Here is a 25,494-nt window from a genome sequence, read left to right on the forward strand (position 1 = left end):
GAATGCTGAATCGCGTGACCACCCCGCAAAACCTCGACGAGCGGTTCCGCGATGCGGTCTCGGCCCTGCGGTCACCGGAGAGCCGGCGCGATCCCGGCGACCCGGTCCGTGACGGCAGCACCCTGACCGGCGCCCGCACCCGGGAACTCTTCGACGCCCAGCTCACCGCCCGCCACCTCGACCTCGCCGCCCGCTGGCTGCGCAGTTTCAACGAGGGCTTCACCACCACCGGCTCGTCCGGCCACGAGGGCAACGCCGCGGTCGCGGCGGCGCTGCGCGGCGACGATCCGGCGTTCCTGCATCACCGATCGGCGGCTTTCTATTGTGTACGGGCCGCGGACCGGGCCGGGGCGACTGGGAGCGACCCGGGCCGGCGGCTCGAGGACGCCGCCCGCGACGTGCTGCGCGGGGTGGTCGCGTCGGTCCGTGACCCGGCCACCGGCGGGCGCGACAAACTCTTCGGCAACCCCGAGTTGCACCTGCTGCCCGCCATCTCCACGCCCGGCGGCCACCTGCCCCGGGCGGCCGGCCTGGCGCGGTCGCTCAGCCGGGCCGTCACGGCGCCCTGGCCCTCCGACGCGATAGTGGTCGCCTCGTTCGGCGACGCCGGCGCCAGCGGACCGGCCGCGGCCGCCGCGCTGGAGATGGCCGGCCGGGCCGGCGCCGAGGGCAAACCGGTGCCGCTGCTGCTGATCTGCGAGGACAACGGTCCGGACGCGACGGATCCGGACGGCTGGCCGGCGGCCCTGCTGCGCGGCCGTCCCGGCGTGCGGTACAGCTTCGCCGACGGGTGCGACCTCGCCGCCGCCCACGACGCGGCGGTGGAGGCGGCCGGGTTCGTGCGCGCCGAGCGCCGGCCCGCCGTGCTCAGGCTCGCCACCGTCCACCTGCTCGGGCAGGCCGGCGACCCGGACCCCGCCCCGGAGGACCCCCGCGACCCGCTGATCGGCACCGCCCGGCTGCTGGTCGAGGCCGGGCTGCTCGGCCCGGACGACGTGATCACCCGGTACGACGAGGTCGGCTGGCAGGTCCGCAAGGCCGCCGAGGAGGTCCTCGGCGAACCCAAGCTCGCCTCGATCGGCGAGATCGTCGCGTCGCTCGCCCCGCGCCGCCCGCTGCGAGTGGCACACGCCGTCGCCGAGGCCGCCGAACGCGCCGCCGGTCCGGGCGCGGCCGCCCGGGCGCAGGTCTTCGGCGGGCAGCTGCCCGAGCACGCCGGGCCGCTCACCCTCGCGCAGACCCTCAACGCAGGCCTCACCGAGGCGCTCGCGGCCGATCCGACGCTGCTGGTGTTCGGCCCGGGCGTCACCGGCGGCGGCCCGCACGGCGTCACCACCGGGCTGCGCGAGCGCGGCGGCGACCGGGTGCTGGACACCCCGCCGGACGCCACCACGGTGCTCGGGCTGGCCCTCGGCGCCGGCACGGCCGGTCTGATCCCGGTGCCCGAGATCACCGGGCTGGCCGCCCTGCACACCGCCGCCGAGCAACTGCGGGTCGAGGCGGCCGGCATGTCGCTGCTCTCCTCGGGGTCGTACCGCAACCCGATGGTGCTGCGGGTCCCCGGTCTGGCCCAGCCGCTCGGGCTCGGCGGGCACCTCGCCAACGACAACTCGGTCGCGATGCTGCGCGACATCCCGGGGATCGTGGTGGCGGTGCCGGCCCGCGCCGCCGACGCGGCCCCGATGCTGCGCACCTGCCTGGCCGCGGCGGCCGTCGACGGGACGGTCAGCGTCTTCCTCGAGCCGGCCGCCCTCTACCAGACGAGGGACCTCTATCAACAAGGCGACAGCGAGTGGACGGCGGCGTACCCGGAGCCGTCGAGCTGGGCCGGCGAGCACGTCCCGATCGGTCGTGCGCGCATCTACGGGCTCGGCACCGCGCAGGATCTGACCATCGTCACGTACGGCAACGGGGTGCGAATGTCGCTCCGTGTCGCTGCCCAGTTAGCCGCGGACGGGTACGGTTCCCGGGTGGTCGATCTGCGCTGGCTCTCCCCGCTCCCCGTCGCTGACCTGGTGAGGGAGGCATCCGTCACGGGCCGGGTGCTGATCGTCGACGAGACACGCCGCTCCGGCGGGGTCGGTGAGGGCGTCCTGGCCGCTCTGGTGGACGGGGCTTTTGTCGGCTCCGTGCGCCGGGTGGCGGCCGCCGACGCCCCGGTTCCGCTGGGTCCGGCTGCCGAGCAGGTTCTGGTGGGAGAGGATGCCATCACACAGGGTGCCCACGCACTGCTGGCGCGGTAAATTGCCACACACCCGGTGCGCCACTTGCGCACCGGGCCCGGAGTGTGTGGACTACCCCAAAGGTTCCGGGGATTTTTCACGGCTAGGAGGATTTGGACAGTGAGCGCGACCGCGGGTCAGGCCGACGGCGTACGCAGCCTGGCGGACCGGTTCGGCTTCGAGCCGAACATGGTGGTCATGGAGATGGGTTACGACGACGACGTCGACGAGGATCTCCGTGATGCCCTGACCGAACGCGTCGGAGATTTGGTCGACGAGGACACCGACGAGGTGGTCGACGCGGTGCTGCTGTGGTACCGCGACGGCGACGGTGACCTCTTCGAACTGCTTACCGATGCACTCGGCCCACTCGCCGACAACGGCGTGGTGTGGCTGCTGACCCCCAAGGCCGGCCGTGATGGACACGTCGAACCCAGCGAGATCAGCGAGTCCGCACCGACCGCCGGTCTGCAGCAGACGTCGACGTTGAACGCCGGCAAAGACTGGACGGGCGCACGTCTCGTCTCACCGCGGGGCGCCAAGAAGAAGTAGCTCGCTGCCACCCCTCACACGAGGTCGGCGCCCGACGGGGCGCCGGCCCTGGTTAGGCTGGGCACCATGCCGATCGTGGTGGGCCAGCCGGCGCCGGACTTCACCCTCAAGGATCAGAACAACCAGGACGTGCGGCTCTCCGACTTCCGCGGCCGCAAGGCAGTCCTTCTGATCTTCTATCCGCTGGCGTTCAGCCGTCGCTGCCACGGCGAGCTCACCGAGGTGCAGGAGAACCTGCCGGCGTACGCGAACGACACGGTCCAGGTGCTCACCGTGAGCGTCGACTCGATCTACAGCCACAAGGTCTGGGCCGAGCAGGAGGGCTTCGGCTTCCCCCTGCTGGCCGACTTCTGGCCACACGGCGAGGTGGCCGCCGCCTACGGCGTCCTCGACGAAACCCGAGGCTTCGCCAACCGGGGAACGTTCCTGGTGGACACCGCAGGCGTGATCCGCTTCGCCGAGATGAACGGTCCGGGCGAGGCCCGCGACCAGTCCGCATGGCGGGCAGCCCTGGCGGCCCTGGAGGAGCCGGCAGGGTAGGATGACCACTCCGGTCCCACCGGGTCCGGGCGCGTAGCTCAGTGGGAGAGCACTCGCCTTACAAGCGAGGGGTCGTAGGTTCGAAACCTACCGCGCCCACGCGAGTCGGAGCCCCCTGTCCGCGGGAAGCGCGGACCGGGGGCTCGCGTCATTCTGCTCCGGGGGCCGAGCCCCCGGACGCCCCACGGTGCGGCCCGCCGGCGGCTCGGTCCGTAGGCGGCTCGGTCCGCCGGCGGCTTGGCGAGTCCCTTGCTCGGGATCGCGGGCGCTCTTAGTCATCGCGGGGCACCTCATCGGGGTGATCAGATGCGTGGGCTGCGGCTCACGGTGGGCTCGTGTCCGGGTGGCGGTGGTGGCTCACGGTGGGCTCGTGTCCGGGTGGCGTCTCGTGGTCCCCAGGTTCGCGGATCTTGGAAACACCGATGCCGGCTGGCGATCAGTGCGGACAAAACGGGCGGCTGGCAGCGCTGGTGGCCAGCCGGACGAGGCGAGCTGGTCATCAGTGCTGCCGGCCGCGTGTTCGGACAGCGCTGACAGCCGGCCGGACCGGCTGGTCCACAGTGCCGGCCCGGCGGCTTTGATCACGCGTACGGCGTCGCCGACCTGCGCGATCGCTCAACGGGGCGGCGTCGTGCCCTGGCGTTGACGGATCGCCACGCAGGCGTTGCGTGTGGCGTCATCCACGGACGGCGGTAGTGCCGAACGTCAATGGGCGAGCCAGCTTCGGTCAATGGGCGAGCCAGCTTCGGTCAATGGGCGAGCCAGCTTCGATAGTGGGTGGCGAAAGGCTCGGATCCGTCGGAGAGGGCTGTGCGGAGCGTCTTGGCTGCCTCTTCAGCGGCCTTCACCACGTCGTCGGGGTAGTTGAAGCGGCGGCGGTGGTGTTCGAACTCGTCCTCGTCGTCGACCACCACGCGGCTGCCGGGGCGTAGGCGCATGACGTCGATGTCCAGGTCGATGACGGTGAACTGGGAGGGTCCCGTGCGCTCGGGCGGGGTGGTCACGTCGCAGTAGATCTCGGAGCGGCTGGGCTCGGCGGTGAACATGGCGATCCACCAGGCGTCCCGGGGGAGCAGGCGTACGGCGTCGTGGCGGGTGCGCTCCAGGCGGCGCCAGCCGTAGCTGTAGCGGACCAGCGTGCCTCGCGGCGTGCCGATCCAGGTGCCGTGGTCGTCGTCGCCGAGGAGGGTGCCGGTGACCCGGCGGTGCGGGCGGCCGTCGTATTTGCGCAACATCAGCTCGACACGGTCCACGCCCGTGAGGGTAGCCAGCGCCTCAACGGCAACCGGGGTGCACCGGCGCGTGTCTCAAGGCGCCGGGGTGCGGACCGATCGCTACTGGTACCTGCGGGGACGACCCGCGGGTGGGCGGGTCCCGGCCGGTTTCCCCTTGGCGGCCGGGCCCGCCCGGCGACCGGTACGACGTGACGGAGGCTTGCCGTGGGCACGGAACAGCACATCGGCGGCGACCTGCGCGTCGGCCCGGAACTGTACGTCGGCTCGGACATGGAGAAGACCGTCGTATCCCCGTACCCGATCAAGTGCCGCAGCGGGCGCGCCCGCCGGACCCGCGTCGGTTCGCTGGTGGAGAGTGTTCCGTGCGCGCCGAGCGGCCGGACGCTGGAGCGGCGGGTGGTCGTCACGGCCCGGGTCGCGGTGCCGCTGCTGTTCGTCTCCGCGGTGCTCAGCGCGTTCGGGTTCAGCTGGTGGCTGGGCGCGGCGGCGAGTGCCGCGATTGTCGCCGGCGTCTGGCGCCGGCTGGCCCGGGGCGCCCAGCCGGGCGCGTTCGCGGTGCCGCGTGACACCGCGTCGCGGGTGCTGTGGACGGCTGCCGAGCGGACCGCCTTCGACGGCGCCCTGGCCGCCTCGCTCCGGGTGCGCGGCACCTGGCCGGCGCTGGCCGGAATGGTCGACCCGGTTCTCGCGGACCGCTCGCTGACCCGTGCCCTGGACGAGCTCGCGACGGTGCTCACCCGCCGGCAGGAGCTGCGGCGGCTGCGTGCCGACCTGAGCGGCGTGCGGCTGGCCGACATCCCGGCGGACAGCCCGGCCCGTGCCGCGGTGGCCGAGCAGTCGGAGCGGGCCGAAGAGCTGTGGCGGGAGACCGGCGCTGCCGCCGACCGGATCGTGCGCAGCATCGACACGGCGGCCCTGGCGGGGGAGACCTTTCTGCGCGAGCGCCAGGTCGCCGCGACTGCCCGGTACGCGGAACGCACCCTCGCCCGGGTGACCGGCGCGCCGGCCGCTGAGAGCGGACCGGAGCTCGCCGACCGCACCGAAGCCGTGATCGCCGCCTACCGTGACCTGGCCCCGGTCACCTGAACGGGTGACTCGCGCCACAGGCGCTGACGTACTACCTTGTCGAATGACATGTGCTCGCGCGCGCACGCCCGGTCAACCGTCCGCTTCCGGCGACGACGGTCAGGCCGCGCGGCGCGATGTGGACACTTGCCGGGGGATGACCGGGCGGGAGCGTGGCCGGGCGGCCGCGACGAGAAGCTCCTGGACCCGGTCCGCGTCCGGCAGTCGCCACTGCACCTGCTCCGGCGGGACGATCCAGCGGACCGACCCGTCGAGCATGCGGTTCGGCGGCGCGGGGATCCACGAGCCCAGTCCGTGCCTGATCACGTCGAGCCGGTGTTCCAGCTCGGGGCGCAGCGCCCGGCCGGGGCTCACCAGGAACATCCAACGCCCGGCGGAGGTGTCCGCGACGGGTCCGAGACCGGCGGCGATGCCCGCGACCGGTCCGGTCCCGGCCGGCTCCAGGCCGGTCACCCGGCGTCCCAGCGACGCCGGCACTTCCAGCACGTCGAAGCCCACCCCGGTGGGCAACAGCACGGTGTGCGCCTGACGGCGCCACCAGGCGGCGATCCGGACCGGGTCGCCGGTGGCCGATTCGGCCCAGGAGTCGAGCGCCGGGTGGCACCCGGTGATCGTGCATCCGGGGCGGCCACAGTCGAATCGACGGCCGGTGAGGTACGCGCCGGGCGTCACGTCCCAGCCGTGCGCGGCATAGCGCAGCGCGGCCCGGCGCAGGCGTACGCGGTCAAGACGATCGAGGAGCGCTGGTGGGACGAACGGCTGACGGCTGGTCCACTGCATAGCTCGATAACCCCCGGATCCGGGTGTGCGGCCGCTGTTGGGTCAGGGAGAGCCGTATCCCGATGCGACGACTGTCGTTGGGCCCGGCAGATCCACCCTTTGCAACTTGCAGAAAAACTACGAGCATCGGTTAGCAGGCGATCACACACGCTGTGCGATCTGTGCGCACGTGAACGGTCCACACTGCGATCGACACCGGATGGCTCACCGGCGCCAGGGGCCGCCGGTTGAGTGGGGGAGGCACCGTGGACGAGCTGCCGATCGGCCGCCGCGTCGCCTATTGGCGGGGCCGACGCAAGATGTCCCAGCAGGTGTTCGCTGACCGGCTGGGCAAATCGAAGAGCTGGGTCGACAAGGTGGAGCGGGGAGTCCGCCGGCTCGACAAGTTCTCTGTCGTGTACGACATCGCCGATGTGCTCCAGGTCGATGTCCAGCTCCTGCTGGGCAAGGAGGTGGAGCGCAAACCGGAGACGCAGAACTGTATCGACCAGGTGGAGGTCGAGGAGATTCGTGCTGCTCTGGAGCGATATGACCAGATGAGTGCGTTCTTCCAAGCGGTGCCACACTCACCGCCGATCGCGGAGATGCGCAAAGCGGTCAGCCATGCCTGGCTGACGTACCAGCACGCGAAGTACGGCGCGCTGGCCCGGGCCCTGCCGAAACTGTTGCGGGACGCGCAGGCCGCGGACAGCGCCCACGCGAACAGCGACGAAGCGCCCGCCGCGGCGCACCTGCTCGGCCAGGTCTACCAGATCGCTTCGTCGGCGCTGCGGAAAGTCGGGGAGCACGAGCTCTCCTGGCTCGCCGCGGACCGCTCGATCGCGGTCTCCCAGCGCGCCGGCGACCAGCTCCTCGCCGGCCTGGCCAGTTACCGGGTGGGCAGCGCGCTGCTCGCGCTCGGCCGGGTCCGGCCGTCGCTCGAGGTGAACGTCAACATCGCGAACCGGCTCGCGCCCGGGCCGGAACGGGCCCGCGGCGAGCAGCTCTCGGTCTACGGGATGCTGCTGCTCAACGGCGCGATGTCGGCCGCCCGGATCGGTGACAGCGCGACCGTCCGTGACCTGCTCAGCGGCGCCGAGCAGGCGTCGATCGAGCTGGGCGGCGACTTCAACCACTACTGGACCAGCTTCGGGCCGACGAACGTGCAGCTGCACCGCTGCGCGACAGCCGTCGAGCTCGGCGACGGCCGGCTGGCGGTGGAAGCTCACGAGCGGATGAACAAGGAAGGGTTCAACGCCATGCTCCCGGAGCGGCGTGCGCACCACTACCTGGACATCGCTCGTGGCTACACCCAGATCGGCGACGTGGAGCGGGCCGGCGAGATGCTGCTCGAGGGCGATCGCCTCGCCCCGTCGGAGATCCGCTGCCGCCCGCTCGCCCATGAAGTCCTTTCCGACGTGCTCAGGCGTACCCGGGGCACGCCGCCGGCGCCCATTGCGGAGCTGGCCGAACAGATGGGAGTCGGCGTATGAGGGGGCCTTCAGTCCGTCTTCGGGCGGGCGGGTGGGGGGCAAGGGCGTGATGACCGTCAACCCCTCACGCGGTGTGCTGTACGTGCTCGTATGCGGCTCACCGATGGCCCGGGACGTCGGGACGCTCGTCAGCCTCGCTCAGGGCGAAGGCTGGGACGTCTGTGTGGTGACGACCCCGGACGGCCGCAAGTTCGTGGACGTGGCGGCCCTGCAGGCGCAGACCGGGCACCCGGTCCGCTCCGACTACAAGAGTCCCGGCGACCCCGACGTGCTGCCGCACCCGGACGCGATGATCGTCGCGCCGGCCACCGTCAACACGGTCAACAAGTGGGCCGCCGGGATCACCGACACCCTGGTTCTCGGCCTTCTGGTCGAGGGGTACGGCTACGGCGTGCCAACCGTCGTGGTGCCGTACACCAACAAGATCATGGCGTTGCACCCCTCGCTGCACGAGAGCCTCGCGAAGCTGCGGGACTGGGGGGTGCACGTGCTCTACGGCGAGGATGTCTGCCGTCTCGGCGGGCCCGGCCAGACCGACCGGTTCCGTGGGCAGTTCCCCTGGCGGCGTGCGCTGCAGGCGGTGAACGGGCCGGTGACGGCGGGCAGCCGAGTCGAGCCTGGAGCGGTTTCCTAGGCATATAGAGTTGACGGTCGTGACCGTCCGCACCGTGGTTGAAGCGCTCGACCGGCGTTACCCCCGTGACTGGGCCGAGTCCTGGGATCGGGTGGGACTCGTGCTCGGCGATCCGGATCATGCCGTTGCCCGGGTTCTCTGCGTCGTCGACTGCGTGCCGGAAACCGTCGAGCAGGCCCTCGATCTGGGCGCGGACCTGATCGTCGCGCATCACCCGCTGCTGCTCAAGCCGGTGTCGTCGCTTGCACCTGATACGTACAAGGGCCGGATCATCCATCGGCTGATCAAGGCCGACGTGGCGCTGTACACCGCGCACACCAACGCCGACGTGGCGAACCCCGGTGTCTCCGACGCGCTCGCCGCGCGCCTCGGCCTGACCGCCCTGCGCCCGCTCGTGCCCGCCGAGGGCGCGGCCGCGGGGGAGGGGCGCGGCCTGGGCCGGATCGGCGAGCTTCCGGAGCCGCTGCCGCTCGCCGCGTTCGCCCGCCTCGCCGCGGCCCGGCTGCCGGCCACCGCGGGCGGGGTGCGTGCCGCCGGCGACCCGGAGCGGGTGCTGCGGACCGTCGCGGTCTGCGGTGGCGCAGGCGACTCCTTCCTGTCCGCCGCGACGCGGTCGGGCGCCGACGCGTATCTTTGCGCGGACCTGCGTCACCACCCGGTCAGCGAGCATCTCGCCGATGGTGGCCCGGCGCTGCTCGACGTCGCACACTGGGCGAGCGAGCGTCCCTGGCTCGACGACGTGGCCGCCTGGCTGCGTGCTGAGTTCGGCGTCGACGTGGTGGTGTCCGACATCGACACCGACCCCTGGACTGTTCAAGCCGTTGCCGCGGATCTCCCGGCTTTCGGAGAGAAGGAGAACCACTCGTGAAGGCCGCCCCGGAAGCCCAGCGTCGCCTGCTCGACCTGCAGGCCGTCGACACCGCCCTGGCCCAGCTCGCGCACCGCCGCAAGTCCCTGCCCGAACTGGCCGAGATCGACGCGGTCGCGCGGGAGATCTCCGCGCTCGAGGACGAGCGGGTCCGTGCCCAGGTCGTGGTCGACGACCTGGACCGGGACATCAGCCGGCTGGAGAAGGACATCGAGCAGGTCCGGCTCCGCAAGGACAAGGACCAGAAGCGCCTCGACGCCGGTGGCTCGCTGCGGGAGGTGGAGGGCCTGCAGCACGAGCTCGCCACGCTCAACCGCCGGCAGTCCGAGCTGGAGGACGCCGAGCTGGAGCTGATGGAGCAGCGGGAGACCGCGGAGGCCACGCTCACCGAGGTGCAGGGCCGGATCTCGGCTGCGGTCGCCCGCCGGTCCGAGGCCGAGCGCAAGCGCGACGAGACCTACCAGGAGATCACCAAGGAGCAGGAGTTCAAGACGGCGGCGCGGGTGCCGCTCGCCGCCGACCTCCCGGCCGACCTGGTCACCCTCTACGACAAGATCCGGACCGAGAGCGGGCTCGGCGCGGCGCTGTTCCGGGCCGGCCGCTGTGGCGGGTGCCGGATCGAGCTGTACGGCGCCGACCTGAACCGGGTGAAGTCGGCGCCGGCCGACGAGGTGGTCCGCTGCGAGGAGTGCCGCCGGATCATGGTGCGGACCTCGGAGTCGGGCCTGTGAGTCTGCACGTCATCGTCGAGGCGGACGGCGGGTCCCGGGGCAATCCGGGACCGGCCGGCTTCGGCGCGGTGGTCAAGGAGGCGGCCACCGGCGAGATCCTGCTGGAGCGGTACGACTCCGCGGGCGTCACCACGAACAATGTCGCCGAGTACTCCGGTCTGATCGCCGGCCTGCGCGCCGCCGCCGAGCTGAACGCGACTCGGGTCGACGTGCGGATGGACTCCAAGCTGGTCATCGAGCAGATGTCCGGCCGCTGGCAGATCAAGAACGCCGGTCTGCGCCCGCTCGCGGCCGAGGCGGCCACCCTGGTCGGCAAGTTCGACGAGGTGACCTTCGACTGGATCCCCCGGGAGCGGAACAAGGACGCCGACGCGCTGGCGAACCGGGCGATGGACGAGGCCGCCGGCAAGGCGCCCCGGGCCGGGCAGCAGCTCCCCTCCGAGAGGGCGGCGGAGACCCCGAAGTCCTGGGTCCCGCCGGCTCTGGAGAACGCCACCCGGATCGCCCTGGTCCGGCACGGCGCCACCCCGATGACGGCGCAGGGCCGTTACTCCGGGCGCGGCGACGTGCCGCTCACCGACGAGGGCGAGGCGCAGGCGATGGCCGCGGCCGGCCGGGTCGCCGGGATCTTCCCCGAGGTGGCGGCCGTGCTGAGCTCGCCGCTGTCGCGCTGTGTCCGGACCGCCGAGCACATCGCCGCGCAGGTGGGCGGGGTACCGGTCACGGTGATGGAGGATCTGATCGAGTGTGACTTCGGGGCGTGGGAGGGTCGCACGTTCGCCGAGGTTCAGGAGCAGTGGCCGGCCGAGATGTCGGCGTGGCTGGGTTCGACGAGTGTCGCCCCGCCGGGTGGGGAGTCCTTCCAGGCGGTCGCGAAACGGGTGCGGGGCGCCATGGCGACCGTGCTCTCGGCGTACCCGGGGAAGGCTGTTGTTGTTGTCTCCCATGTCTCACCGATCAAGTTGATCCTGCGGGACGCGCTGGCCGCGGGCGACGCCTTCCTGCACCGGCTCTATCTGGACGCGGCGGGTGTGTCCACCATGGATGTCTGGCCGGATGGGAACATAGCGGTGCGAACCGTCAACGAGACGGCGCATCTTCGATAGCGAGATATTGACCCTCCATGGGCGAGACGTTTAGCTTCCTCGATTAGGAAACTTTCTTCAACGTTTCGCCCTGGAGGGCTCATGCGCGGTTTATCCCGTCGCCTCGTTGCCGTCGCCGCCGCCGCGGCGTCCGTCGTGGCCGCGGCGCCGTCCCCTGCACAGGCTCACACCTCCTCGAAAAAGGTCGCGTACTTCACCCAGTGGGGTATCTACGGCCGTGACTTCCAGCTCGCCGACGTGCAGACTTCCGGGGCTGCGGCGCGGCTGACCCATATCAACTACGCGTTCGGCCCGGTCACCGCGGACGGCGTCTGTGCCTCGGCGGACCCATGGGCGGACTGGCAGACGCCGTTCTCCGCGGAGAACAGCGTGGACGGCGTCGCCGACGTGGCCGGCCAGCCCATCTCCGGCAACCTCAATCAGTTCGCCGAGCTGAAGCGGAAGAACCCCAAGCTGCGGGTGCTGATCTCGCTCGGCGGCTGGAGCGGCTCGGCGTACTTCTCGGACGCGGCCTTGACCGACGCCTCGCGCAAGAAGCTGGTCAGCTCCTGCATCGACCTGTGGATCAAGGGCAACCTGCCGGGCCTGACGCCGGGCGTGGCGGCCGGGATCATCGACGGCATCGACCTGGACTGGGAGTGGCCGGGCTCGTCCGGCAACGCCGGCAACATCATCCGGCCCGAGGACAAGCAGAACTTCACGCTGCTGGCCGCCGAGTTCCGGGCCCAGCTCGACAGGCTCGGCCGGTCCGCGCGCAAGCACTACGAGCTGACCGCGTTCGTGCCTGCCGCGCCCGCCAAGATCGAGGCCGGCTTCGAGGTCAACAAGGTCTTCAAGTACCTCGACTTCGCCACGGTCCAGGGATACGACTTCCACGGCACGTGGGAGGCGGTCACCAACCAGCAGTCGGCGCTGCGGGTGCCGGCCGGGGCGCCGGACAACCCGGACTTCTCGGTGGAGAACACGATCAACGCGTGGATCGCCGGTGGGGCGCCGAAGAAGAAGCTGGTCCTCGGCGTGCCGTACTACGGCCAGGGCTGGACCGGGGTGAGCGGCGGCGGTGACGGCCTGTTCCAGCCGGCCACCGGACCCGCGCCGAGCGTCTTCGGCGGCGGGACCGAGGACTACAAGACGCTGAAGAACCTTCCGGCGCAGGGCTACACCGTGCACCGCGACCTGCGGAACGGGCACGCCTGGCTGTTCGACGGGACGACCTTCTGGACGTACGACGATCCGGCCGTCCTGCTGCAGAAGTCGCTCTACATCCGGGCCAAGGGACTGGGTGGCGCGATGATGTGGTCGCTCGACGGCGACGACTCCCGGGCGTCGCTGACGAAGGCCATCACGGCCGCGCTCTGACGGCGACGAGGCGGTGCGTCCGTTCGGCGCACCGCCTCGCTCGTTCGGCGCATGGGGGATCGCCTGATCGACCGATGTCTCGTTAGCGTGACGTAGGACACACGCCTGACGGGAGAAATCCATGGACCGGCCCCGTACCGATAAAAGCCCCTGGAACTGGCTGCTGCTCATCCCGATCGTGGTGCCGCTGCTGACGTTCCTCTACAACGCCGACGAGCCGCGGATCGCCGGCTTCCCGAAGTTCTACTGGCTCCAGTTCGCCTTCATCCTGCTCGGCGTCGGGACGACCACGCTCGTCTATCGGATGACGAAGGGTGGACGGCGATGAGCGACCACATCACCGAGATCGTCATCTTCACGTTCCTGTTCCTGCTGGTCAGTGGCATGGGGTTCGTGGCGGCCCGGTGGCGGCGCCCGACCGACATGGCACATCTCGACGAGTGGGGGCTGGGCGGCCGCAGCTTCGGCGGCTGGATCACCTGGTTCCTGGTGGGCGGGGACCTCTACACGGCGTACACCTTCGTTGCCGTGCCCGCGCTGATCTTCGGCGCCGGGGCCGCCGGTTTCTTCGCCGTCCCCTACACCGTGATCATTTACCCGCTCTTCTTCCTGATCCTGATCCGGCTCTGGTCGGTGTCGCACCGGCACGGCTTCGTCACGCCGGCCGACTTCGTGCGCAGCCGGTTCGACTCACCGACACTCGCGCTGGTCGTCGCGATCACCGGGATCGTGGCGACGATGCCGTACATCGCCCTGCAGTTGATCGGCATCGAGGCGGTGCTCAAGACCATGGGCGTGACCGGGGAGAGCGCGTTCGCCCGGCACCTGCCGATCATCATCGCGTTCGCCATCCTGGCGGCCTACACCTACCAGTCCGGGCTGCGGGCACCCGCGCTCATCGCGTTCGTCAAAGACACGCTGATCTACATCGTCATCCTGGTGGCGGTGCTCTGGCTGCCGTACAAGCTGGGCGGCTGGGGCGCGATCTTCGACGCGGCCGACGCGAAATTCCAGGCCTCGCCCGCGCCCGGCGACGGGATCCTGCTCAACGCCAACAACCAGGTGCAGTACTTCACGCTGGCGCTCGGATCGGCGCTCGCGCTCTTCCTCTACCCGCACAGCATCACCGGCGTGCTGGCCAGCAAGAACCGCGACGTCATCAAGCGGAACATGTCGGCGCTCCCGGCGTACAGCTTCCTGCTCGGTCTGATCGCGCTGCTCGGTTACATGGCGATCGCCGCCGGGGTGAAGCCGCTGCCCGGCGCCACGGCGGGCAGCGTGGACAACAACACCGTCGTGCCGCTCCTCTTCGACCAGCAGTTCCCCTCCTGGTTCACCGGCATCGCGTTCGCCGCGATCGGCATCGGCGCGCTCGTGCCGGCCGCCATCATGTCGATCGCCGCGGCCAACCTGTTCACCCGCAACATCTACAAGGAGTACCTGCGCAAGGACGCCACCCACGCGCAGGAGGCCTCGGTCGCGAAGATCACCTCGCTGGTCGTGAAGATCGGCGCGGTCGCCTGCATCGTCTTCCTCGACCCGCAGTTCTCCATCGACCTGCAGCTCATCGGCGGTGTGATCATCCTGCAGACGGCGCCGGCGGTGGTGGTCGGCCTCTACACCCGGTGGCTGCACCGTGGCGCCCTGATCGCCGGCTGGGCGGCCGGCATGGCCCTCGGCTTCTGGATGCTCTGGCAGATCCCGAACGCCGCGACCGGCCGCGCGCACTTCGGCGGCTCCGCGTTCCCGCTCTCCGAGTTCGGCTTCGACACCAAGAAAACCATCTATGTGGGTTTCGTTGCGGTGATCGTGAACTTCCTGGTGGCAGCCGTGGTCACCCTTGCCCTTCGGGCGATCAAGACCCCTGAGGGTACGGATCACACCGCGCCCGACGACTACTTCGCCGACGAGGGTGACCCGCGGATCGAGAAGCACCGCGACGACACCACCGTGGACACGATCTCGTCGACCTGACGTGTTCGGTGCGGCCGGTCTCGTTGAGGCCGGCCGCTCTTTACTGCTCTTTACTGCTCTTACTGCCGAATCGGAGTGCTACTCACGTCGTCTCCGGTAGCGTCTGTCCCAAGAGTCGCCTTTGTTAGGTCTGTGCCACGATGATGACCCTGACGCAGCAATTCGCCGCCGAGTACGCGAAAGGCGCCGTTCCCGGCATGCTCCGGGCCATCCGGACCACCAAACGAGCCAACAATCTGATTCTGATCGGCGCGCTCGCCGCCAGTTACCTGCACCAGGCGCACTTCCTGGTCAGCCTCGGCGCCGGCATGTTCGCCTGGATCGTCCCCGCCGTGTTCGACCTCGCCATGCTCTCCATGCTCACCGTCAGCCAGACACCCGGCATGGCCGCGGACGCCAAGCGGGCCGCCATGAAAATCCTCGCCGTCGTCGTGGTCATCTCCGCGGCGGTGAACTTCGCGGCCCCCGGGCCGCTCGGCTTGCGGGTCATCTTCGCCCTGGTCGTGGGGCTGGTGGCGGGGGTCGAGTGGGTCGCCGCGAAGATCCGGCCGGACTTCGCCGCCATCGAGGCCCGCGAGGTGGAGGCCACGGCTGACGTGCGGCCCGGGCGGCGTCTCGACCCGGAGGTGGCGAAGGCGCGGGCGGCCAAGGCGGCGGCCACCCGGAAGGCCAAGGCGGCGGCCGCGGCGAAGACGGCCCGGGCGGTGGAGGAGGCGGCCCGGGTGCGGGCCGCGAAGGCGGCCGAGCGGGCGAGGCTGCGAGCCGAGCAGTCCGAGTTGGATCAGATGCTCAATCAGACGAGGGTGATGTATACGGAGGAGGTGGGCGCCCACCGCGCCTCCTGACGCTCTCACCGGCTTGTCGTACTTTCCGTCACGATCGCATTGAAGGATGGGATTCCATTCTGGGGCCGCAATTGACGGCCAAGCCATTCAGGCGATTCGGCGGACGGTGGCTAACCTGACCTTAAGGGCAGCGGACGAGTCGGCCTGCACGCCCGAGTTTGCGTAGTGCAGGCATCTTGACCAGGCGTTTCATTGGTCATGAATGCCGTCGGGTCATAGCCGGGCCATCAGCAGCTGCATCACCCGGCGGAGTACGGGCCCAGCCTTGGCTGGACTGCATCAGGTGGGGTGTAGGCGCGCAAGGTGAACGCCGGATCGGAGCGGGCCCGCCACTCAGAGATCGCGCGGATGCTCTCGCAGGCATCCAGCAGCGTGGAGGCGGACAAGGGGGCACACGTGCATGCCGTAGATCCGTCGCATCGGCCACAAGCGGCGCGATCAGATCCGGAATCGAGGTAGCACAGCCACGCCACCGTGTGCGCCCGTGACGCCGCAGCAGTAGCGATCTCCACCAAAGCCGTCACCCAGATCGCGTACGACAAGACCGTGGTGGATACCTTCCGAGCAGCCCGACTACGAGGTCCGGCCGGCACCACGACCGTGCGACGACACGTCCTCATCGATACGTTGATCCTCAGAATCAGGCCGAGACTCTCAGCCGCGCCATCGGCAGCGCGAATGACGCGCCACGCCGTATCCGCGAGGACCCAAAGTTGCGCGGACTGGGCACCACTATTGTCGCCCTCATGTGGTCAGGCGCCGCAGCCAGGCTGGCGAGCATCGGAGATTCCCGTGCCTGCCTAATGCGCGAACGCCAACAGCTGACGCAGATCACCGAGGATCACACGTATCACATCTCGTGGCTACTGCTGCCGCCGTTTCCATCCTGCCCGAAAAGATCTCTCGATTTCTCGACGGACGTCAAGACGGCCGCTCGGCCGACATTACTCAACATGAACTCCGTGCTGATGATCGGATTCTTCTGTGCTCCGATGGTCTTAGTTCATACTTGCCACAAGATCTCATTGCAAGCAGCCTCCGAACCGAGGGTAATCCTGGCCAGGTTGCGGACATTCTTCTCAGATCCGCCCTCGAACATAGCGGCCCGGATAACGCGACCATCCCGGTCATTCACGTCGTAAATTAATCCTTCCTGAGCCTTCGGGCTATTTGATTGACGTTAACAATTCGATTAGTCTTCGGCTCTGCCGGTTAGCCAATCTGGGGGCGCCGCTGGTTGGGTGAATATTTTCAGTCGTTGTACCGGAAAATCTTCCTGTGGGTACTTCTTCCAATTCAAACCTTGTTCGCGATCATCGATCCAGCTCTTGATTGCATACCGCAGATACAGATTTCCCGTCGAGGGCGTGTAAGCGACAGCCTTCGGGAACCTCGGGCTAGCTGCGAGTTGCTTGGCTCGCTGCCGAGTTCTGCCCAGCATCTTCGCTATGTCGGCTAGTCCTACCAGCTGTGGGATCTGCTCAGGAATTCTGTCCGGATGAAACCTCAGAGATAAAATCTCTGATTCACCGACAATTGTTGTCAGCTTAAGAAGTTCCTTCTGGAGAGGCTCCATTATCGCCGCGATATCGGTTGCCTCGATTGAAAATCGTAGAACAAGCTTGCGAGTGAACAGGTGGTCGTCTATGTGCCATACCCTGAACGGAACCTTGTTTTCTCGGCATGCTTCCTCAATGGAGTCGTTCAACCTGTACTCGACAACCGCCTGCCATATTGGCATCCTGATCATCCTTCCGCAAGGCGACCCGCCCGGTCGAGATCGCTGGCCGGGCGGGCATAAACCTACTAGACAATCCACCGATCAACAGATGAGTAGACAAAGGGAATTGCACCCACAGACAAGAGGAAGTCGCCTCCAGTGCGGCGCCACACCATGGCGTAGGCTGTGGCTGCGCAGACGGCTACGGCCAACTGGCGAACAGTGATGCCCTTGGGCTCCGTTCCCCTTCGGGGTGGGTCTACCTGACTGCCGATGTCTTCAGGTACGTTCAAGGCGACTCCTTCTGAAGTTGGACGGAGTGAGATGACGGCGCGCCCCGGCGCCGGACAAGCACACGGGCGCGTCGTCACACATCCATTGGAAGCCGTTATCATGATTATCTGTCGCACAGTATGTGCGACGTTTCGAAGAGTGCGCCTTGTCAGCGTCAAGGGCTCAACGGCTGGCCTTGCTCAATGTCGATATCGCGAAACGCCAGCATGTCCCACCTGATGCTTGACGTTTGGCGAACTTGCTGCCGAATTTGGCTGTACGAGCTAGCACGTCCAAAATCGTTTCCGCGAGTGGCACCCGACGTTCCTTGTTGTTCTTCGGCAGGCCGTAGACGAGCCGCGAACGCACCCGTTTGACCTGCCGCCGGACGTGGACCCACCCACCGACGAAATCGATGTCCTCGACCGCCAGGCCGAAGATCTCACCTTGCCGAGCACGGATTCTTGCTAATCCCGTTCATCATCGACGGCGGCACCCAGAATCGATCGCAGATGCGCGAAGGTCACCGCGCGGGTGCCGGGTCCGATGACCCCGGTTATCTGGACGTCCCACTCCCGAACGTGACTCGGCCGAGTCAAGGCGGTCGGCGAAGCTGACTGCTCACACCGCCCAGCAGGGCCGGACCGGAGGCCCGCCGTCCGGGGACCCCGCCACTCGGACGCTTAGCTGAGCGCCACCCTGGCGATTCCATCCGGCCGCGATTCGACCTGTTTTGGCCCCACCTGCACTCTGCTGATCGAGCTGCATGAGGTCGTAGCATCGAGGCAGGACCGGTCGCTCTGGTTCGCCCCCGACAGGTGGACCGACGGCCGCGGCCTCTTATGCGTGGGTCCGGGAAGACGTGGCCTTGGCTGGTCAGCTCAACGGCAGCTCGACCCGGCGGCCGAGCCCGAACTCGGGTGCGTCATCGTCGGTGACCATCGCGAACGATCCCGCAGGCACTCGGTCGAGCGTCGCCAGTCGCGACGCTGCCCGCAGCACGGAGGCCTCATCGGTTCCGGTAAGGAAGAAGACGTAGACATCGCCGTATTCCTCGCCGTCGTCGTAGTCCTCCGCGCCATCGGCCTCCTCGTCGAGATCCGCCAGGAAGTCCTCGACGTCATCGATCCAGGGCAGCGGATATTCGCCGGGAACAACATCCGGCGCCGGCAGCAGCGGAACGTGGACCTCAACGATCAGTTTGGGCATCGAGCCATGATCCCGGACAGGCCGACGTTCAAGATCAGCTTTATGGTTCGTTTCTGCAGCGTCGGCACGGGCACGGGCACGCGCACTGGTGGCTGCGTGAGCGGCCCGTTTCGGGCCAACGCCCTCGCGGTGACTGTGACCTAGAGGGCGGCGGACGAGTCGGCCTGTACGCCGGATTCTGTGGCCGGGGCCTGAGCCCCGGTGGCGGCCATCCATCTTGGCCTGCCGTTGCCGGCAGGCTCGTGCGGCCTACCCGCAGGCTCGGGCGAGCAGCCCTCGAACGCCTGCGCCGGCCGCTGCCTTGCGGCGGCGGCCTTTCTTGGCCTTGCTCCGGGTGGGGTTTACCTAGCCACCCCGGTCACCCGGGGTGCTGGTGAGCTCTTACCTCACCGTTTCACCCTTACCGGCTGGCGGGCCTGGGCCCGTGCCGGCGGTTTGTTTTCTGTGGCACTTTCCCGCGGGTCGCCCCGGGTTGCCGTTAACAACCACCCTGCTCTGCGGAGTCCGGACGTTCCTCGGCGATACCGGAATGGCATCGACGCGGCCGCCCAGCCGACTCGTCCGTCGCCCCGCAATGCTACGTGCCGGGAGGTGGCCGCCGGTGCGGTGGGGGAGGTCGGCGCGGTGCGGTGGGTGTCGGGCCGGCGTTGCAGCCGTCGCGATGGGCGCGCAACGGCCTGGAGAGTCGCCTGGGTCGCGGTGGCTTCTCGGGGACCGGATGGTGCGGTTGGGGAGGCGTCGCCCGTACCCTATGCGGTCTTTGGGCGGTATGCCCAGTGCCATGACTCTCGGGCTACGTTCTCGACGAAGCCGTAGTCCTTGGCGTGCTGGCGCATCCAGGAGAGGGCCTTCGCGTTGAGGTCGAGGTCGGTGGCCATGCCCCATCCGTGTTCGCTGGTGCCGGGCTTGGCGGCCAGGCCGCCCTGGGAGTAGAGGCCCTTGCGGCGGGCGAGGTCGACCTGTTCGGCGTACGGGCGGTACGAGTCCGTTATGCCGATGTTGATGCCTTCTCGCTTGGCGTCCTCGATCATGCGGTTCAGGTTCTGGGCCGCGGGCGCCCAGAGTTTGTGGCGGGTGTTGCCGACCTGGCCGAGGGCCTCTTCCGGGATCTTGCCGTTGCCGTAGGCCGCCAGATCTTCCGGGACGCCCTTGCTGTTCAGTTTGTACGTCTGGTCCGCTGCGCCGGTCCCGGTGGCCGTGGTCATGGCTGACTGCAGGTGGCTGGCGAAACTGGCGCTGCTCGTGGTTCCGGAGCCGGACGTGGCGGTCCGCTGCTGCGTGGCGGTGGCCTGCTGGGTCTGCATTGAGATGATCCGGCTTTGGATGTCCGCGATGCGCTGGTTCACTCCTTCGATACCCATGTAAGAACCGTTCGGCTCCCGCGCCGAAACCTGAGGCCTCCGGTGGAAAAAGAAGGCCCCAGGTGACAGCGGAAGGGTCAGGACACCGACGCCAAGTCGATCGTGTGCTGCGTGTGCGCGATCTTCGCCTGGAGGTATCTGACGTTCGCGGCCGACGTGTGCACCCCGGTCGGGCGGACCGTGCGCACCTCGACACCCAGGTCGCGCAGCTGGCGCGACTTGTCCGGGTTGTTGGTGAGCAGGTCGACCGTCTCCGCGCCGAGCGTGGTGAGCATCTGCGCCGCGGCCGTGTAGTCCCGCTCGTCGTCGGCGTGCCCCAGAGCCCGGTTCGCCTCGTAGGTGTCCATCCCGAGGTCCTGGAGCGCGTACGCGTCGAGCTTCGCGTAGAGGCCGATGCCCCGGCCCTCCTGACGCAGGTAGAGCAGGTAGCCGCCGACCGTGGCGATCCGCTCGACGGCCTCGCGCAGCTGAGGGCCGCAGTCGCAGCGCTGCGAGCCGAAGACGTCGCCGGTCATGCACTCCGAGTGCATCCGGACCAGCGGGACATCCCCGGCAGCCGGGGAGCCGAGCGCGAGGGCCAGGTGCTCCTTGCCGTCGGCCAGGCCGGTGAAGGTGATCACCTCGGCGGTGGTGCGGTAGCCATCGGCGAACTCGAGCGGAACGGTGACGCGCGTACGAACCGGCATGCCTTCTCCCCTGCACTTGATGCTTCAAGTGAGGTACGGATCGACCGCACGTTCCGGTTCATGAAGAGGCGGAGGTTGCTTTTTCGGTGATCCCGAGGTCGATCTCGGAGGTGCGGTCGCTGCGGTTCGGGAGGATGTTGGTGACCAGCACGATCAGGCAGCCGATCACCGCGTACAGGGTGAGGACGAGCAGGTGACTGCCGATCGGGGCGTCCGGGAAGTAGAGGTTGTCGCGGACCGCCTGGACGCCGGCGCCGGTCGGCAGGTTCTCGCCGAGCACCCGGCCGAAGGTGGGCAGGAACTCCGGCAGGATGCTGGCGCCGGAGATCACCGTGCCGATCGTGAAGTAGAAGATGCCGACCAGCGCGCCGGCCGGACCGATCAGGGCCACCGCGCCGGCCGTCGAGCCGGTGATCGCCAGCGAGATCAACGAGAAGATCAACAACATTTCGGTACGGTCGGCACCCTCACCGACGTTGAACCAGCTCATCGACCACAGCACCGCGGCGGCCGAGCCGATCGCGTAAAGGATCAGCAGGCCGAGGTGGGCGACGCCGCGCTTCCAGGAGCGGCGGGCCTTCGGGATGAGCCGGCCCAGGCCCATCGAGGCGATCGAGCCGCCCAGCGACAGCGCCTGGGTGAGGAAGCCGAGCGAGACGCCGTTCACGTCGTCGGCGGGCAGCGGCACCACGTCGGTGACCGACGGCGGCGTGATCAGCGCCTTCGCCTGCGCCACGGTGATCTCGGTGGAGTCCTCGGCGAGCGCGGTCAGCTTGTTCGCGGTCTGCTGCTGCATCACGGTGGTGTAGGTGGTGCGCAGTAGGGTCGCGGCGGAGGCGCCGGCCGCGCTCGCCACGTAGAGCATCGGCTGGTCACCGGTGAGGTCGAGGCCGCCGTAGATGTCGCGTTCCTGGATCGCGGTGGTGAGCGCGCCGGCCGAGCCGAAGTCCCGGACCTCGAACCTGCCCTCCGCCTCCAGCATCGTGGTGACCTGCTCGGTCTGCTCGCCGCCGGCGAGCAGACCGACCGGAAGGTGATGCGGCGCGGCCTTGTGCCCCATGCCCAGGTAGTACGCGGTGAGCAGCAGCTGCACGAGCATCCCGACCACGCAGACCGCGAGGGCGAAGCGGCGGAAACTGGTCACGTCCGAAAGCTTCGCAGCTGGCGGGAGCGAATCAGGCCAGATCGGAGGGATTCGTGTTCGCCCCGCAGAGCAGCACCGCGACCTTCTCGCCCGGCTGCGGCACGTAGGCCTCGGACAGCAGCGCCGCCTGGGCCGCCGCGGTGCCGTGCTCGACCACGATCCGGTAATCGTCCCAGAGCCGGCGACGGGCCTCGACGATCGCGTCGTCGGTCACCAGCACCGAGGTGATCTTCGCGTCGACGGCCAGCTCGAAGGCGATCCGCCCGACTCGCCGGGCGCCCAGCGAATCAGCCGCCACACCGGAGACCGGCACGTCGACCGGCTCGCCCTTCTCCAGCGCGGTGTGCAGCGCGCAGGACGTCACCGGCTCGACCGCGACCACGTTCACCCGGTCGCGCAGAGCGGCGATCACGCCGGCGATCAGGCCACCGCCGCCGACCGCGACGAGCACGGTGTCGACATCCGGCAGCTGTTCGAGCAGTTCGAGCCCGATCGTCCCGTTTCCCGCGACCATGTCCGCATCGTCATAAGCATGGCAAAACATCGATTGGGTACGCGTGAGCGCCGCCGTATAGGCCTCGGCGTACTCGTTTCCGGTCTGCACGACCCGCGCGCCCAGCTTGCCGAGCTTCGCCACCTTGACCGCCGGCGCGGTGACCGGCACGAACACCTCCGCCGGGACGCCGAGCTCGCGCGCCGCGTAGGCAGCCGCCAGTCCCGCGTTGCCACCGGACGCCGCGACCACCCCGGCGGCCGGCAGGTCACCCCGCTCGGCCCCGGCGAGGATCTGGTTGAACATGCCGCGGGTCTTGAACGAGCCGGCGTGCTGCAGGTATTCGAGCTTGAACCAGCGGTCCGGCCCGGCGGCGGCCACCGGGGTACGCCGAATCCGGCCGTCGACGCGCTTCGCAGCAGCCCGCACATCCTCCAGGTTGATCATGGCAGCAAGCCTAGGCCCGCTGGCGCAGCGAGGAGAATATGGAGGCATTCCCATCGTCAGGACTCCTCGGTTAAGACAAAGCGTCCCGCTGGACGGGGACGCGCGGGCCCAGCAGAACGGACTACCTGGGCCGACGGACCCATGGCTCAAGCCATCAGTGAATCCTCACGGGGTCCTGGCCACGACCGGCTTATCCGGCAAAGGATCTGGCACACCGGCATCTCTACATTCGGACGATGTGTTGCTCGGTCACAAAGGCAGCCACCTTGCCCGGCGAGCTGACCGTTCCCGTGAACGTCTCTTCCCGCCAGCTCCGCTCGTTCGTCCCTGTCGACGGCGCGGACTCGTGGGCCACCGCGGACGCGGTGGTACGGAGGCCCGGGCGTTCGGCTTCCAGGCCGGTGGCGGAGGGCGTAGGGGCGGCCGGGCAGGCAGAGCGCCTGACCGCGCAGGGCTTCTAATTTGACCGCCCGACGCCGTCGGCCGACCTGCGCGCCTGCGTCGGCATTACCTTCACCAGCTGAGGAACATCCCCGGTCCCGGGGTCGTACCAGTGGAGACCCCGGATCCTCCGGCTTTCCAGTAGGTGCAACTGCCATTCAAGCTGCCGGCGTTGCGAAACGAGTCGCCGGTACACCACAGCCGTGCCGAGCACATAAAGCCCGAAGGCAATTCCGAAGATGAAGAATCCACCGAGCCACCAGCTGTGGAGAACTACCTCAGAAGGGGTACCGATCGATCCGAACCCGCCGACACGGTTACCCACCAGGCCTGCGCCGGCTATCAGGATGAACATTACGCCGGGGACCTCCGGCGGCAGATTCTCGACCTCGTTCTCACGGGTCCGCCGCACCTTCTGCCAGACCACCACCAGCGCCGAGAAGATCCAGACAGGAATGCCGATCGCTGCGGCAAGAGCCAACCCGAGTGCCCGGGGGTCGGCGGGAAAGACGCCGATCAGCGCACCGCCGAGGTAGATGATCGAAGCCGCCATCAAGTTCGCCAGAACATTTATGCCGACATCTGACGCGAAGCTACGCCTCGGTGCCGGCCGCGAAGGTTGGTTCACTCCTGGATATTGCCCCAATCGTCCGCCGCCCCGAGGGGTGCAGCCAAGAAGGCCATCAGGCCGCGCTCCAGCTCACCTGGCTTGACGGGACGGGTAAGCGTTCTCCCACCAGCTGGGCCAGATCGAGTAATCGGTTCGAGAAGCCCCACTCGTTGTCGAACCAGCCGCGCACCTTGACCCCGCCGTCCGCGGTGGTCTGCGTGCCGGACGGGTCGAAGAGGCAGGACGCCGGGTTGTTCTTCACGTCGATCGAGACGGTCGGGTCCGGGTCGTAGGCCAGGATGCCCCGCAGCGGGCCGGCTGCCGCCTCGGCCATCGCCCGGTTGACCTCCTCGACCGTCACCGGGCGGTCGGTCTGCCCGGAGATCTCGGCGAGCGAGCCGATCGGGGTCGGCACGCAGTAGTAGCTGTAGCGCATCTCGCCGATCTCGGGGAGCGCGACGCGTACCAGGTCACCGACTACGTAGTTGTGCGGGATGATGCTCTCCCCGGTGGCCCGGCCCAGCCGCGGGTCGTCCCGGGACGTGCCGATCACCGAGTCCTGCACCCGCTGCCAGCCCTGGGTCGCGAGCATTACCGAGGTGTGCACGGACCGCAGGCCGAACCGGTCGAGCAGCACCTTCGCCATCACGGTCAGCGCGTTGACCCCGCACGAGGCCGGCGAGACGACGTCGTGCACGGCCGGGTCGTAGCTGTTGTGGTTCGCGCCGAACACCAGGAACGCGTCCGGGTCGTCGGCCGACGCGCTGATCACCACCTTGCGGGCGCCGCCGTGGGTGATGTGCGACCGCGCCGCGGTCCCGGCCCGGAATCGGCCGGTCGCCTCGATGACGACGTCCACCCCCTCCTCGGCCCAGGGGATCCGTTCCGGCCGCTCGTGGTGATACGCGCGGATCGCGTGGTCGTTCACCACCAGGTACTCGCCGCGGGCGGTCACCGTCCCCGGGAACGCGCCGCGGACGCTGTCCCTCCGCAGCCCGTAGGCCAGCTTCTCGGTCGACGCGATGTCGTTCACCGCGGCGATCTCGACGTCGGCTCGCGGCAGAGCAGCCACGATCCGGGTCAAGCTTTTTCCGATTCGCCCGAGCCCGTTGATACCGATCGCGACAGTCATCGAGCGCTCCTCGACTCCGGATGCTTTGTCAGCATTTCCCCCGTGACCAGGTCGCCCCGTTCTACCTAGGGTCTACCCCGCGTCACGACATCGACACTATGAGTTGTGCAAGTTGCACGTCAACGCACGACATTCTCACACCCCTCCAGCGATGGACATCAAAGCCTCCACAGCACTGTGGACTGAGTTACGGCATGCTGTGGACGTGCCTATCCTCGTCTCGCACGCTGTCCCCGACGGGCCATGGGCGCAGTGGATCGCCGTCGAGCTGCGCGCGGCAGGCTACCCGGTGGAGGTGCACTGTGCACGTTCCGACTTCGCCGATCGGCTGACGCTCGCGCTCTCCGGCTCGGATCCGGTGATCGTCCTCCTCTCCGCCGAGCACCCCGGAACCCCTGCGGACTGGCAACGGGTGTCCGCCGCCGGCGGCCGGTTGATCCTGCTGCGGGTGGACGCCTCGGCACCGCCGCTGCCCGGCTCGCACGGGCTGGACGGGCTCGGTGAGGACGAGGTCCGGGAGTTGCTGCACACCCTCGTCGTCATCCGATCGGGTTAATCGACGGCGGCAGGTTTG

At 68.8% G+C, this 25,494-nt stretch carries 25 protein-coding genes, 1 tRNA gene and 1 other RNA gene; 16 read left to right on the forward strand and 11 right to left on the reverse strand.

The window, feature by feature from the left end:
* The first annotated feature begins 2 nt into the window (after positions 1-2).
* The 4 genes from AMIS_RS06640 to AMIS_RS06655 all read left to right on the forward strand — a co-directional run bounded on the left by AMIS_RS06640 (position 3) and on the right by AMIS_RS06655 (position 3,413).
* Positions 3-2,243, forward strand: coding sequence for a transketolase C-terminal domain-containing protein (locus AMIS_RS06640; RefSeq protein ID WP_014441436.1), 2,241 nt, complete (start codon positions 3-5; stop codon positions 2,241-2,243).
* 99 nt (positions 2,244-2,342) lie between these two features.
* Entirely contained in the window at positions 2,343-2,774 is a 432-nt protein-coding gene (locus AMIS_RS06645) for a DUF3052 domain-containing protein (protein ID WP_014441437.1), read from the forward strand.
* 66 nt (positions 2,775-2,840) lie between these two features.
* Entirely contained in the window at positions 2,841-3,314 is a 474-nt protein-coding gene (locus AMIS_RS06650; RefSeq protein WP_014441438.1) for a peroxiredoxin, read from the forward strand.
* Between the two features lie 27 nt (positions 3,315-3,341).
* Positions 3,342-3,413 (forward strand) — tRNA-Val (locus AMIS_RS06655).
* A 650-nt stretch (positions 3,414-4,063) separates the two neighbouring features.
* On the opposite strand, the gene AMIS_RS06660 is transcribed toward AMIS_RS06655, so the two are convergent.
* Positions 4,064-4,567 (reverse strand): DUF402 domain-containing protein, encoded by a 504-nt coding sequence (locus tag AMIS_RS06660; RefSeq protein ID WP_014441439.1) that lies wholly within the window; start codon positions 4,565-4,567, stop codon positions 4,064-4,066.
* A 186-nt stretch (positions 4,568-4,753) separates the two neighbouring features.
* Between AMIS_RS06660 and AMIS_RS06665 the strand changes: the two genes are divergently transcribed.
* Positions 4,754-5,635 (forward strand): hypothetical protein, encoded by an 882-nt coding sequence (locus AMIS_RS06665; RefSeq protein WP_014441440.1) that lies wholly within the window; start codon positions 4,754-4,756, stop codon positions 5,633-5,635.
* 99 nt (positions 5,636-5,734) lie between these two features.
* Here the strand turns inward: AMIS_RS06665 and AMIS_RS06670 are convergent, their stop codons facing one another.
* Positions 5,735-6,415 carry a bifunctional DNA primase/polymerase gene (locus AMIS_RS06670; RefSeq protein ID WP_014441441.1) on the reverse strand — a complete coding sequence of 227 codons (681 nt, stop codon included), beginning with the start codon at positions 6,413-6,415 and terminating at the stop codon, positions 5,735-5,737.
* 245 nt (positions 6,416-6,660) lie between these two features.
* On the opposite strand from AMIS_RS06670, the gene AMIS_RS06675 reads away from it, so the two are divergent.
* The 10 genes from AMIS_RS06675 to AMIS_RS44935 all read left to right on the forward strand — a co-directional run bounded on the left by AMIS_RS06675 (position 6,661) and on the right by AMIS_RS44935 (position 16,546).
* The gene (locus AMIS_RS06675) at positions 6,661-7,887 is read left to right on the forward strand and encodes a helix-turn-helix domain-containing protein (protein WP_014441442.1); all 1,227 of its coding nucleotides are present in this window, start codon (positions 6,661-6,663) and stop codon (positions 7,885-7,887) included.
* A 49-nt stretch (positions 7,888-7,936) separates the two neighbouring features.
* The gene (locus AMIS_RS06680; protein WP_014441443.1) at positions 7,937-8,521 is read left to right on the forward strand and encodes a flavoprotein; all 585 of its coding nucleotides are present in this window, start codon (positions 7,937-7,939) and stop codon (positions 8,519-8,521) included.
* A 34-nt stretch (positions 8,522-8,555) separates the two neighbouring features.
* Positions 8,556-9,389 (forward strand): Nif3-like dinuclear metal center hexameric protein, encoded by an 834-nt coding sequence (locus AMIS_RS06685; RefSeq protein ID WP_051042404.1) that lies wholly within the window; start codon positions 8,556-8,558, stop codon positions 9,387-9,389.
* On the forward strand, positions 9,386-10,120 hold the full coding sequence (locus AMIS_RS06690) for a zinc ribbon domain-containing protein (RefSeq protein ID WP_014441445.1): 735 nt from the start codon (positions 9,386-9,388) through the stop codon (positions 10,118-10,120). The genes AMIS_RS06685 and AMIS_RS06690 overlap by 4 nt, the downstream gene beginning before the upstream one ends.
* Positions 10,117-11,226 (forward strand): bifunctional RNase H/acid phosphatase, encoded by a 1,110-nt coding sequence (locus tag AMIS_RS06695; protein WP_014441446.1) that lies wholly within the window; start codon positions 10,117-10,119, stop codon positions 11,224-11,226. The genes AMIS_RS06690 and AMIS_RS06695 overlap by 4 nt, the downstream gene beginning before the upstream one ends.
* A gap of 81 nt (positions 11,227-11,307) precedes the next feature.
* The gene (locus AMIS_RS06700) at positions 11,308-12,585 is read left to right on the forward strand and encodes a glycoside hydrolase family 18 protein (RefSeq protein ID WP_014441447.1); all 1,278 of its coding nucleotides are present in this window, start codon (positions 11,308-11,310) and stop codon (positions 12,583-12,585) included.
* Positions 12,586-12,706: 121 nt separating this feature from the next.
* Positions 12,707-12,913, forward strand: coding sequence for a DUF3311 domain-containing protein (locus tag AMIS_RS06705; RefSeq protein WP_014441448.1), 207 nt, complete (start codon positions 12,707-12,709; stop codon positions 12,911-12,913).
* Positions 12,910-14,559, forward strand: coding sequence for a monocarboxylate uptake permease MctP (gene mctP, locus AMIS_RS06710; protein WP_014441449.1), 1,650 nt, complete (start codon positions 12,910-12,912; stop codon positions 14,557-14,559). The genes AMIS_RS06705 and mctP overlap by 4 nt, the downstream gene beginning before the upstream one ends.
* Before the next feature lie 140 nt (positions 14,560-14,699).
* A complete protein-coding gene (locus tag AMIS_RS06715; RefSeq protein ID WP_014441450.1) occupies positions 14,700-15,404 on the forward strand; it encodes a hypothetical protein in 705 nt (234 codons plus the stop codon).
* A 713-nt stretch (positions 15,405-16,117) separates the two neighbouring features.
* Entirely contained in the window at positions 16,118-16,546 is a 429-nt protein-coding gene (locus AMIS_RS44935) for a hypothetical protein (protein ID WP_157434754.1), read from the forward strand.
* Between the two features lie 50 nt (positions 16,547-16,596).
* Here the strand turns inward: AMIS_RS44935 and AMIS_RS42315 are convergent, their stop codons facing one another.
* The 9 genes from AMIS_RS42315 to AMIS_RS06755 all read right to left on the reverse strand — a co-directional run bounded on the left by AMIS_RS42315 (position 16,597) and on the right by AMIS_RS06755 (position 24,920).
* The gene (locus AMIS_RS42315; protein WP_157434755.1) at positions 16,597-17,145 is read right to left on the reverse strand and encodes a hypothetical protein; all 549 of its coding nucleotides are present in this window, start codon (positions 17,143-17,145) and stop codon (positions 16,597-16,599) included.
* 1,128 nt (positions 17,146-18,273) lie between these two features.
* A complete protein-coding gene (locus AMIS_RS06720) occupies positions 18,274-18,606 on the reverse strand; it encodes a hypothetical protein (RefSeq protein ID WP_014441451.1) in 333 nt (110 codons plus the stop codon).
* A 151-nt stretch (positions 18,607-18,757) separates the two neighbouring features.
* Positions 18,758-19,166: RNase P RNA component class A (rnpB, locus tag AMIS_RS41140), an RNA gene on the reverse strand.
* A 189-nt stretch (positions 19,167-19,355) separates the two neighbouring features.
* Entirely contained in the window at positions 19,356-19,967 is a 612-nt protein-coding gene (locus tag AMIS_RS06725) for a M15 family metallopeptidase (protein ID WP_014441452.1), read from the reverse strand.
* 77 nt (positions 19,968-20,044) lie between these two features.
* Positions 20,045-20,653: a GTP cyclohydrolase II gene (locus AMIS_RS06730; RefSeq protein WP_014441453.1), complete on the reverse strand. Its 609-nt coding sequence runs from the start codon at positions 20,651-20,653 to the stop codon at positions 20,045-20,047.
* Between the two features lie 58 nt (positions 20,654-20,711).
* A complete protein-coding gene (locus AMIS_RS06735) occupies positions 20,712-21,797 on the reverse strand; it encodes a hypothetical protein (RefSeq protein ID WP_014441454.1) in 1,086 nt (361 codons plus the stop codon).
* 31 nt (positions 21,798-21,828) lie between these two features.
* On the reverse strand, positions 21,829-22,737 hold the full coding sequence (locus AMIS_RS06740; RefSeq protein ID WP_014441455.1) for a threonine/serine dehydratase: 909 nt from the start codon (positions 22,735-22,737) through the stop codon (positions 21,829-21,831).
* A 457-nt stretch (positions 22,738-23,194) separates the two neighbouring features.
* The gene (locus AMIS_RS06750; RefSeq protein WP_014441456.1) at positions 23,195-23,731 is read right to left on the reverse strand and encodes a hypothetical protein; all 537 of its coding nucleotides are present in this window, start codon (positions 23,729-23,731) and stop codon (positions 23,195-23,197) included.
* A 130-nt stretch (positions 23,732-23,861) separates the two neighbouring features.
* Positions 23,862-24,920 carry a type I glyceraldehyde-3-phosphate dehydrogenase gene (locus tag AMIS_RS06755; protein WP_014441457.1) on the reverse strand — a complete coding sequence of 353 codons (1,059 nt, stop codon included), beginning with the start codon at positions 24,918-24,920 and terminating at the stop codon, positions 23,862-23,864.
* Positions 24,921-25,125: 205 nt separating this feature from the next.
* Here AMIS_RS06755 and AMIS_RS06760 point away from each other — a divergent pair, with 205 nt between their 5' ends.
* Positions 25,126-25,476, forward strand: coding sequence for a toll/interleukin-1 receptor domain-containing protein (locus AMIS_RS06760; RefSeq protein ID WP_172666565.1), 351 nt, complete (start codon positions 25,126-25,128; stop codon positions 25,474-25,476).
* The last annotated feature ends 18 nt before the right edge of the window (positions 25,477-25,494 follow it).

It is taken from the genome of Actinoplanes missouriensis 431 (genome assembly GCF_000284295.1).
Taxonomy (GTDB): domain Bacteria; phylum Actinomycetota; class Actinomycetes; order Mycobacteriales; family Micromonosporaceae; genus Actinoplanes; species Actinoplanes missouriensis.

Excerpts from the sequence above, each read along its gene's own strand:
- AMIS_RS06740 (WP_014441455.1), bottom strand. The coding sequence starts at position 22,737 with ATGATCAACCTGGAGGATGTGCGGGCTGCTGCGAAGCGCGTCGACGGC.
- AMIS_RS06750 (WP_014441456.1), bottom strand. The coding sequence starts at position 23,731 with ATGGCGGCTTCGATCATCTACCTCGGCGGTGCGCTGATCGGCGTCTTT.
- AMIS_RS06650 (WP_014441438.1), top strand. The coding sequence starts at position 2,841 with ATGCCGATCGTGGTGGGCCAGCCGGCGCCGGACTTCACCCTCAAGGAT.
- AMIS_RS06755 (WP_014441457.1), bottom strand. The coding sequence starts at position 24,920 with ATGACTGTCGCGATCGGTATCAACGGGCTCGGGCGAATCGGAAAAAGC.
- mctP (WP_014441449.1), top strand. The coding sequence starts at position 12,910 with ATGAGCGACCACATCACCGAGATCGTCATCTTCACGTTCCTGTTCCTG.
- AMIS_RS06730 (WP_014441453.1), bottom strand. The coding sequence starts at position 20,653 with ATGCCGGTTCGTACGCGCGTCACCGTTCCGCTCGAGTTCGCCGATGGC.
- AMIS_RS42315 (WP_157434755.1), bottom strand. The coding sequence starts at position 17,145 with ATGCCAATATGGCAGGCGGTTGTCGAGTACAGGTTGAACGACTCCATT.
- AMIS_RS06700 (WP_014441447.1), top strand. The coding sequence starts at position 11,308 with ATGCGCGGTTTATCCCGTCGCCTCGTTGCCGTCGCCGCCGCCGCGGCG.
- AMIS_RS06670 (WP_014441441.1), bottom strand. The coding sequence starts at position 6,415 with ATGCAGTGGACCAGCCGTCAGCCGTTCGTCCCACCAGCGCTCCTCGAT.
- AMIS_RS06705 (WP_014441448.1), top strand. The coding sequence starts at position 12,707 with ATGGACCGGCCCCGTACCGATAAAAGCCCCTGGAACTGGCTGCTGCTC.
- AMIS_RS06720 (WP_014441451.1), bottom strand. The coding sequence starts at position 18,606 with ATGCCCAAACTGATCGTTGAGGTCCACGTTCCGCTGCTGCCGGCGCCG.
- AMIS_RS06715 (WP_014441450.1), top strand. The coding sequence starts at position 14,700 with ATGATGACCCTGACGCAGCAATTCGCCGCCGAGTACGCGAAAGGCGCC.
- AMIS_RS06680 (WP_014441443.1), top strand. The coding sequence starts at position 7,937 with ATGACCGTCAACCCCTCACGCGGTGTGCTGTACGTGCTCGTATGCGGC.
- AMIS_RS06725 (WP_014441452.1), bottom strand. The coding sequence starts at position 19,967 with ATGGGTATCGAAGGAGTGAACCAGCGCATCGCGGACATCCAAAGCCGG.
- AMIS_RS06640 (WP_014441436.1), top strand. The coding sequence starts at position 3 with ATGCTGAATCGCGTGACCACCCCGCAAAACCTCGACGAGCGGTTCCGC.